Raw genomic sequence first — 8,295 nt, 5'->3', positions numbered from 1 at the left:
AAGTTGCTAGTTATGGTTTTTCAGTAAGATGGGTGTTAGTTTTTAGCGAAATGTGCGGTCTTGGGGCGCGAGATTTTGGGGGGAAGCTTCCCCCCAAAACGTCGCTTGTTTCCCCTGTCTTATCTTGTCGTTTTCTTTTGGGGGGGGAACCCCCGAATAAAAACGCCGCTGTCTCACCCTTTTTGACGGGGAACCCGTCCAAAGGTGAGCCGCAAGTAGAGCACCTTTTCAAGACAGCTATGAGGTTCTAGGTTTTATCCCATCGCTAATACCCAATCCCTAATACCTAATACCCAAATCTTTAACCTTGGTTATGGCTAGCAACTTGCGTTAACTATTGTCGAACGATACAATCATCCTTGCTTCTAACACGGCGATCGACTAGATTTGTCGATTGTAAGCTCCGATCCCGATCTAATTATCCCCCAATTAATTCCCAGATTGCGGATTTTCGAGCCATTCGGGTTTTTAACACAGGTGGGGAAGAATTTTCGGGAACCAGTTCGATCGCCGCTGTAGTCTTACTTAAACAGCAGTTATCATAGGTACGATGGCAAATATCAGTTCGCAGATCGCGCTTTCAACTTTACTATCGATCGGTGGAATCATGGCACTGAGCTTTGCAACTCCAGTTTTTGCCACACAGACAACTAGCAACGCCCAAATCAATCGATTGAGAGCGCAAGGATATCCCGGTATCGAGCAGTTTTTAAAAATCAATGGCACTGAAATGGCGGGATTGCGTACCCAACCCGATAATCCCCGCTGGCAAGAATTAACTCAAACCCTAGATAAAATCTGCAAACAGCGCGATTGCGAAGCTTCGCGACTATATTGGTACACCGATCTCGACAAAGCCAAACAAGCCGCCGCTGCTAGTAATAAGCCGATTTTATCCCTGCGGCTGTTGGGCAATCTCGATGAAGAGTTGAGCTGTGCCAATAGTCGCTTTTTTAGAATTACCCTCTACTCACACCCCGAAATCGCCAAATTATTGCGCGATAAATACGTCCTTCACTGGCAATCGGTTCGCCCCGTACCCAAAATCACCATCGATTTCGGCGATGGGCGCAAGCTACAACAAACGATTACCGGAAATAGCATTCACTATATTTTAGACAAAACCGGACGACCGATCGACGGACTCCCCGGATTATATGCACCTCAAGCCTTCAACCGCCATCTGACTCAAGGTGCGGAATTTGTTGCTAAATATCATCAGTTAGCCGACAAAGATCGCCAAAATGCGATCGATACCTATCACCAAAACCAACTTACCAATCTCCAGGCAAACTGGAAACAAGATCTAGCTAAATTGGGCGTAAGTCTCACCCCGATCTCCACATCGGTTCGATCGACAGGTAGTAATCCATCCGCCATCGTCGCTAGTAACGTTGCTGTCACCAAAAGTGGCATTGAATTACCCATTCTGCGACGCACCAGTACATTTTCGCAGCAGTCCGATCTGCTCGCACGATCGACTGACGATGCACTTTGGGCTAAATTGGGCGAATTGCACCAGCAAGATGCTGTCCTCGCCGAAAATAGTCTCCAACTCATGCGCCGCAAACAACCGCAACTAGCCAGCCTCACAGCTAAAGATAAGAACGCGAATATCGACCCCATCCCCGAACTAATAACCAAGTTTCAAAAATTAATCGCGATCGATAGCATTCGCAATGAATATCGCCTTCACAGTCAAATTCACGAATGGTTAATCGGATCTGCCTCGACAGATCTTGACAGTCTGAACGCTCGCGTTTACGATCGCTTATTCCTCACTCCTCAGAGCGATCGCTGGTTGGGTTTGATGCCAGGAGATGGCTATACTGGAATCGATCGCGATGGGATTATGAAATAGTTTATTAGTGGGTGCGATTTCGATGTACCCACTCAGATTGGATTTTCTACTCACCTATTGCCATTTTTTTAGTAGACCGATTGCCAACTGATAGTTTTTGCTATCGCCCTGTTGTTTAAATAGTTTGACAGCTTTTTGCATATCTTTAATTCCACCAGATTTATTATTCAATCGATCGTGCTTAACTACACCGCGACCAAAATAAGAACTAGCCAAGTTAGGATTTAGCTGAATGGCTCGATTGTAATCTGCTAATGCACCATCAAAATCTTGAAGATTAACTACTTTTAGAAAACCACGATGGTCATAGGCAAAGGCATAATTGGGATCGAGTTTAATCGCTCGATCGTAATCTGCTAGGGCACCCTTGATGTCCTCAAGTTTATTCAATTTCAGATGGCCGCGATTAGAGTATGCTGGTGCAAATTTAGGGTCACTTTGAATAGCCAAATTGTAGTCGGCTAATGCTCCCCTAACATCTTGGAGTTTAGCTAGTTTCAGTACACCACGACTGTTATAAGCTAGGGCACTATCGGGATCGAATTGAATAGCCAAATTATAGTCGGCTAATGCTCCCTGAATATCTTTAAGTTTGTTCTCTTTCAGATTACCTCGATTGATATAGGCAAATGCAAATTTAGTGTCAAGTTGAATCGCCCGGTTATAATCGGCTAATGCCCCCTGAACGTCGTTGAGTTTTTCTAGTTTCAGATTACCTCTAGCATTGTAAATCTCTGTATTACTAGAGTCGAGTTGAATTGCCCGCTGAATGTCGGCTAATCCACCTTGGATATCTTGGAGTTTGTTGGCTTTCAGAAGACCGCGATTAGTATAAGCAACCGCATAATTAGGATCGAGTTGAATTGCCCGATTGTAGTCAGCCAATGCACCTTTTAAATCATTGAGTTTTTCTTCTTTGAGAATCCCGCGACCGCTATAAGCAAGAGCATTATTGGGATTGAGTTGAATTGCCTGTTTGTAGTCGGTTAACGATCCTTGGAGATCTTGGAGTTTATTGAATTTGAGATAGGCACGATTGCTATAAGCATCTGAGTCATTGGGATCTAGCTGAATGCCCCGATTAAAATCTGCTAACCCACCCTGGATATCTTTGAGTTTATCGGCTTTGAGATAACCACGATTGCTATAGGCACTCCCATAGTTAGGATCGACTTCAATAGCGCGATTGAGATCGGTTAATCCCCCCTGGATGTCTCGTAGTTTGTAATATTTCAAAAAACCACGGTTGTCATAGGCACTAGCCAATTTGGGGTTGAGTGAGATTGCGCGATTGAGATCGGCTAGTCCCCCCTGTGTATCCTGGAGCTTATCGTATTTGAGCGTGCCACGATTGCTGTAGGCTGTGGCATTGTTGGCATCGATCCCAATGGCACGATTGAGATCGGTTAATGCGCCGCGATAATCATTTTTGCGACTTTTTTGTGCTGCCGAGGCAATATAGTCATCCGCTTTTGGCGTAGTGTCTTTAACTATCGGTGCGACTTGTCCACCTAATTCGATACCCATGTTACTGGCTACTGTCGCGAAGCGGTTGATGGGGATGCCGACATTGAATCCGGTCTTTTTCCCTGGTGTTTCACCGTTGCTTTGCTCGCGATCGCCTCTACCGTGGATGGCGACTAGTTCCCCTTCAGTATTCAATACCGGGCCACCACTCATTCCTGGTAGAGTATCGTTACTGTAAATCAGGGAATAACCAGCATCGAATACTTTATTACTATTAGCGGAGACTTTGCCTTCCCTAAATACTAGTACTGATTGAGTCAGGACTCTAGTTGTAGCTGGAAATCCTGCTACATATAAATCAACCCCTGACTCTAGGACATTACAATTCCCCAATTTGGCGGTAGGATAATTGGTCGTAGCTTTAAACTTGACTACTGCCAAATCGATATTTCCTGGAGAGGTACGGATCGAGCTACTGATGACTTGATAGGATCGATCGTCTGGCGTAGTAATTTTATAGTCAACTTTACCTTTGTTTTTGACTACATGAGCGGCGGTGAGGACTGTATATATATCGCCTTGATGTTGCAGGATGACTCCAGAACCTTGACTCTGTGGTTCGGTAATAAGGACGGTGATGGCTTTGGCTGTCCGACTAATTTCGAGCGAAGTCTTAGCAACGGAGATCGTTTGGACGAGGGGAATGGTAGCAGCGATGCCTAATAGTCCTACCCACAACGAGATTTTGGATGACATGAGCAGATAATTATTTCGTGATGGTATTAATATTAGTCTAAATTTATCGAGAGCTTATCGATCGCGATACTGCTATTGTGCCGATCGATGATAGATCGTGTATTATGTCAGCAATGTACCGTCATTAATTGGGTATCTGGATGATATTAAAGATCGATAATCATTGTATTGGGTGAGATCCATTCGCTTAATGCACGATCGCTGGTTAGGTTTAATGGCAGGAGATGGCTATACTGGAATCGATCGCGATGAGCCGATCGAATAACAAGGTAACAGGGGAAAGGTTTAATGTATTAAGCTAATTAGTTTTGATATGAACTTTAAGATTACTCATACGATCGCAATTTCGATCTCGATCGGTCGTTTATTTACTCCAGCAGTTAGAGCTAATGAAGATCTGCAATTGCCCAAAGCCACAACGGTAATTCAAACCGATATCGATGGTAATGGTATTCCCGATTGGATTGTAGCAGCGGTTTGCTTATAGGTTCTGGTTCTGATATAATTTAAAGCTAGATTTAAATGTCCGAATTAACCTCAAAAGGTTAAGGCGAGCGCGTCTTACATAAAAATATACTTCTAAATACAACTATGGATATTCTTACTCTAGGCTGGGTCGCACTATTAGTACTATTTACTTGGTCGATTTCAATGGTTGTTTGGGGTCGTAACGGCTTCTAATCAAACATAAAAATCGCAAATCAGCCCCACCTGTCAAAACCCAGCACCTAGTGTTGGGTTTTGAAGTATGTAACGTCAGCTTCTTTTGTTGGCGCGACTGAAGTTAGGCTACATCGATACTAATTGTCGATAATCTTGTAAAAACTTCTGAATTGCCGGATCTTTTTCAATCAAGATTGCCAGTGCGCCTAATTGTCCACTCGATCGCATTAAGCCAAACAAATCCGATACAAATAACTGTACCCACTCAGCGGTAGCTGCGTGGGCGAGCCAGCGGAAAGCATGATAAGCACGATCGACATCCGCCGCCGCGTGAATCGTCAAACCAGTAGTCGTGGCATAGCGAGCGGAAGGTTCGCTAGGAAAGGGAATGAGATCGCCATTACCTTCTAAGATGGATACCAGATCGGGTAACAGCCGATAAGTGAGGACGAAAGCTTGGAACTCAGCACTAGCAGCCACCCCGATCGCGGGTGCTAAATCCAGACCGCGATCGTGTAAACTACTTGCCATCATCCACGATCGCGGCGAACACCAAGCTGGTTGTTGCGAATCGATTTTGTATAACAAGCTGGGGCGAAAAGATAAAAACGCAATAATTTGCTCGTGAATGCCGTGCCCCATCGCATGAGTCTTAAAGCTCTCAAAATCTGGCTCTACCTGTAAATGCAAAAACCGATTAGCCAGCGGTGCGGGCATGTCAAACACCCCCGCGCGATCTTCCTTACGATTTCCTGCCGCCCATACAAACCACCCGTCAGGGACGATATACGACCCTACACAGCGATCTAAAATCAACTGCTGTGCCATCCCCTGCATGGCTGGCGGAGCCATATTAATTTCATCGAGAAATAAAATCCCGCGTCCTTGTTGGGGTAAAAATTCTGGTGGAAACCACTTGGAAACACCATGTTCGGCAACGGGCAACCCCCGCAGATCGGTTGGAGCCAATTGACTCAAGCGGATATCGATAAATTCGAGTTGATGGGCGATGGCGACTTGTCTGACGATACTAGATTTGCCAATTCCCGGCGCGCCCCAAATCATCGTACTGAGTTGGAGATTATTGGCAATCAGACAATTAAGATAAGTTTTGAGATCGTGGGGATGCATGGGCGCGCAGGTGTTAGTTAGTTAGCAGGGAAGATAAATGGAGCAGATGGGCAAGCATCACCATTTCAATAGTTTGCGTAACTCTTCCCGTAGTTGCGCAGAGGTATGAGCGTTAATGACGAATGAATCGTAAATGAGCCGATCCATTAGGGGGCATTCAGTCCGAGCTGCTACCATTTTGTGCCAAATCAGATCGATCGTTTGACTTGGTGTATTTGGATGGCGAACGATCGCTAAATGTAAGACATGCCAATCTGTCGCTGCTAATTTGCCGAGCGTATCGGCATCTGTCGCGCTCTGTTTTGCCAACCACAAAGATCGAGCTGCCGCGTCACTCGGTGCTAAATTCATCTGGATTAGCAATTGCACTGCGATCTGCGGGTGAAGTGCTATGAGAGTAGCAAATGTCGGATCGCTACTTTGTCCGTATTTACGTAAAATTTGTTCCAGAATCGGCACTGGAGTCTGGAGATTGGTAGCGACAATTTGAGCGACATTGCCACCGATATTGACGATTTGGGCTAAGACATGAGTCGGCGTGTTTGGGTGTGCGGCAACAGCACGGATCAATTCTCGATCTTGTGCGCGAGATTTGCGCGCCAAGTTTTCGAGTAACTCGCCTGGAGTATGGGGATTATAAGCTACCGCCAACCACAGGCTATAGTCTTGTTGATTGACAGCGTATTCCATAAACCGCTTGGGAACTCCTTCGCATTGCAACAAACTAGTCAGTGTAGCGGCGGGAATTTGGGCAACTAGATGGGGCTGCTCGATTTGCAGCAGTTCAAAGATGGGGTTAGCGAGAATGACTTCAGGAAAGTCGATGCCCAATTGCCAGAGCAGATCGAGCGGGGTATTGGGATTGCCTGCAACTAGCTGTCGGAGTTGGCAATCTGCTGCTGTCCCTAACTTGCGTAATAACTGTGGTTGGGTGTTGGGGTTGCTAGCTAGCTGTGCGCTGGAGTCCCCGGCTGTGGGTGGAGGCATTATTGCCGCTACCCGCTCTATATTTCCTTTCATGCTCGATTCACCAATCTCTCGCGTACTCACTCTGAATTAGAGTACCCAATCGATCGGCTAAAGATAGACTCACAGTGCGATCGTTTTGGAGAGAGGTAGTCAAATGGCTTTCCCTTAGTACAAATAGTTACCTTAATCGGGACACACCTAGCACTCAAAATAGGATAACTCCCATGTACAATAGCGATCGGCATCATTTTAGAGAGAGCATACTATTGGATATTATGGGTGAAAACTTAACACAACTACTGGAACCGATCGCCAGTCAATTTCGCGCGCTCGATCTCCCCGAACCGCTGACTCACTGGGGGCATCCCTTCTTTATGAGCATCGTCATGTTTGCAATGGGTGGATATGGTGCTTATGCTGGTTGGAAAGGCAGAGTATTAACCGAGAGCGATCCTAAAGCCGCGATCGTTAGCAAGGCAGAGCATAGTAAAATTATGCCCGTCATGTTCGCTTTTATGGCAATCGGCGCGACTGGTGGTGTCCTATCCCTAGTCATCCAAAAACACGCCGTCATGAGCAGTTCTCACTTCCTGACAGCGATCGTCGTTCTTACCTTACTAGCAATTAACAGCGTTATTTCTAGTACCGGATTTGGTGGAAATAAACCCGAACTCCGCAAAGCCCACGCCTACCTCGGTAGTAGCATTCTCGTAGTGATGATAGTTCACGCGTTGATGGGATTGAAATTGGGCTTGTCGATTTAGAGCGGGGGGGGCGGGGAGACTGGGGGACTGGATAAATTTTAATCCAAAATCCTCCCACACCTCCCACACCTCCCACACCCCCCGCACCCCCATTAGGGTAATATTGTGAAAGCAAAACCGCTGAAGTGGGAAGGGTATTAATAGACAACCCACGATCGGGTGCAAACTACCTATTTTGAGATCGATCGAATGTCTAATCAAGCTGAATTATGGTTTCAACCGTTAATCTGGATGGATTTCCGATTGGCGGTAATCTTTACAGTGCTAATGCCACTGATTCTACTCCTGTGGGCATTCGCTCAAAAAACTATCGTCATCCAGAGCTTATTAATTATCTATTGGCGGGTAGCTAGTTTACTTGCGATCGCGGTATATCTCCAGATTGGCTCGTCACCGCTGAGTTTTATTGCTGGATTTGTCGGGCAAGCATTAATTCCTCTATCGCTGTGGTTTTGGGCGGATATTAACGAAGAAATCAACGATTTACCAGAGCGTCCGCTCAAATTGGGCTTTCTAGCTTGGCGGTGGGCAACTAGCATCTATTGTACCTTGAGCGCGATCGCGGTGATACCCTTTCTATCGTGTGCTGTTAGCGGTACTACCACCGCTTATTGTCAGTCGTGGTTCCAACCATCTTGGCTATATTACAAATTTTTCCATGCCAATTCCAAGCCAGAGTTTCTC

At 45.9% G+C, this 8,295-nt stretch carries 8 protein-coding genes; 5 read left to right on the top strand and 3 right to left on the bottom strand.

Annotation, left to right across the window (positions count from 1 at the left end; genetic code table 11):
- Positions 1-550 precede the first annotated feature (550 nt).
- A complete protein-coding gene (locus tag RMO79_RS17920) occupies positions 551-1,861 on the top strand; it encodes a hypothetical protein (RefSeq protein ID WP_310484605.1) in 1,311 nt (436 codons plus the stop codon).
- A 54-nt stretch (positions 1,862-1,915) separates the two neighbouring features.
- Here RMO79_RS17920 and RMO79_RS17915 read toward each other — a convergent pair whose 3' ends face one another.
- The gene (locus RMO79_RS17915; RefSeq protein WP_310484604.1) at positions 1,916-4,084 is read right to left on the bottom strand and encodes a tetratricopeptide repeat protein; all 2,169 of its coding nucleotides are present in this window, start codon (positions 4,082-4,084) and stop codon (positions 1,916-1,918) included.
- A gap of 313 nt (positions 4,085-4,397) precedes the next feature.
- On the opposite strand from RMO79_RS17915, the gene RMO79_RS17910 reads away from it, so the two are divergent.
- Together RMO79_RS17910 and petN are read left to right on the top strand one after the other, a co-directional pair.
- On the top strand, positions 4,398-4,571 hold the full coding sequence (locus tag RMO79_RS17910; RefSeq protein ID WP_310484603.1) for a hypothetical protein: 174 nt from the start codon (positions 4,398-4,400) through the stop codon (positions 4,569-4,571).
- A 104-nt stretch (positions 4,572-4,675) separates the two neighbouring features.
- Positions 4,676-4,765 (top strand): cytochrome b6-f complex subunit PetN, encoded by a 90-nt coding sequence (gene petN / locus RMO79_RS17905; protein ID WP_295613425.1) that lies wholly within the window; start codon positions 4,676-4,678, stop codon positions 4,763-4,765.
- Between the two features lie 108 nt (positions 4,766-4,873).
- On the opposite strand, the gene RMO79_RS17900 is transcribed toward petN, so the two are convergent.
- Together RMO79_RS17900 and RMO79_RS17895 are read right to left on the bottom strand one after the other, a co-directional pair.
- Positions 4,874-5,878 (bottom strand): MoxR family ATPase, encoded by a 1,005-nt coding sequence (locus RMO79_RS17900; protein WP_310484602.1) that lies wholly within the window; start codon positions 5,876-5,878, stop codon positions 4,874-4,876.
- A 57-nt stretch (positions 5,879-5,935) separates the two neighbouring features.
- The gene (locus tag RMO79_RS17895; RefSeq protein ID WP_310484601.1) at positions 5,936-6,898 is read right to left on the bottom strand and encodes a hypothetical protein; all 963 of its coding nucleotides are present in this window, start codon (positions 6,896-6,898) and stop codon (positions 5,936-5,938) included.
- Between the two features lie 224 nt (positions 6,899-7,122).
- Between RMO79_RS17895 and RMO79_RS17890 the strand changes: the two genes are divergently transcribed.
- Positions 7,123-7,611: a DUF4079 domain-containing protein gene (locus RMO79_RS17890; RefSeq protein WP_310484600.1), complete on the top strand. Its 489-nt coding sequence runs from the start codon at positions 7,123-7,125 to the stop codon at positions 7,609-7,611.
- Between the two features lie 159 nt (positions 7,612-7,770).
- The coding region (locus RMO79_RS17885) for a DUF3177 family protein (RefSeq protein WP_310484599.1) at positions 7,771-8,295 on the top strand (525 nt) is incomplete at its 3' end.

Origin of the sequence: Chamaesiphon sp. VAR_48_metabat_403, assembly GCF_031422475.1 — a bacterium.
Classification (GTDB): domain Bacteria; phylum Cyanobacteriota; class Cyanobacteriia; order Cyanobacteriales; family Chamaesiphonaceae; genus Chamaesiphon.
This window is presented reverse-complemented; position numbering and strand designations above follow the sequence as displayed.